Here is a 590-nt window from a genome sequence, read left to right on the forward strand (position 1 = left end):
TTTCTCTCAGCGCACCCGAAGTGCGCGTACAGGTAAGAACCCGCAGACCGGTAAAGCTATTCAAATACCTGCTAGCAAGTCAGTTGGTTTTAAGCCTGGCAAGGCTTTGAAAGACGCCGTTAACTAGATGCAGAATAAACGAGCGCACCGCTTACAAAGGTGTGCTCGATCGTTCCCGTCACTTGCTCACCCAATAGCGGAGTGTTTTTTCCCGAAGAGTGTATATCGCTCTCGTCTAACGTGCGCTCGTCAAAGTTTAAGATGCTGAAGTTCGCTTTTTGGCCAGGCATAATTTGATTGGCTTGCAAGCCAAGCACGGCGGATGACCTTTCGTTCATTGCTTTTATAAATACCTCTAGAGCAAGTTCGCCAGCCGAATCTAGCTTCATTGCATAATGAAATACGTGCTCGATGGTGCTTATACCAGTTGCAGACTCTGCAAAAGGCGCGTTTTTAGCGGATACGCTGCGTGGCTCATGGGCACTGGTGATTGCATCGATGGTTCCGTCGATCACGCCTTCAATGAGCGCTTTCCTATCACGCTCGCTTCTTAGAGGAGGGATGGTATGAAAGTTATTGTTGAAACCCAA

The 590-nt window shown here is 48.3% G+C and carries 1 protein-coding gene and 1 pseudogene; one reads left to right on the top strand and one right to left on the bottom strand.

Translation table 11 applies throughout. The features are described from left to right. A partial coding sequence (locus A3750_RS00845; RefSeq protein WP_197474774.1) for an HU family DNA-binding protein occupies window positions 1–127 on the top strand: 127 nt, incomplete at its 5' end. Here the strand turns inward: A3750_RS00845 and A3750_RS25615 are convergent. Beyond that, a pseudogene (locus A3750_RS25615) lies at window positions 120–590 on the bottom strand (dihydroorotase); the annotation flags it as partial. The gene A3750_RS00845 and the pseudogene A3750_RS25615 overlap by 8 nt on opposite strands.

It is taken from the genome of Oleiphilus sp. HI0079 (assembly GCF_001635105.1).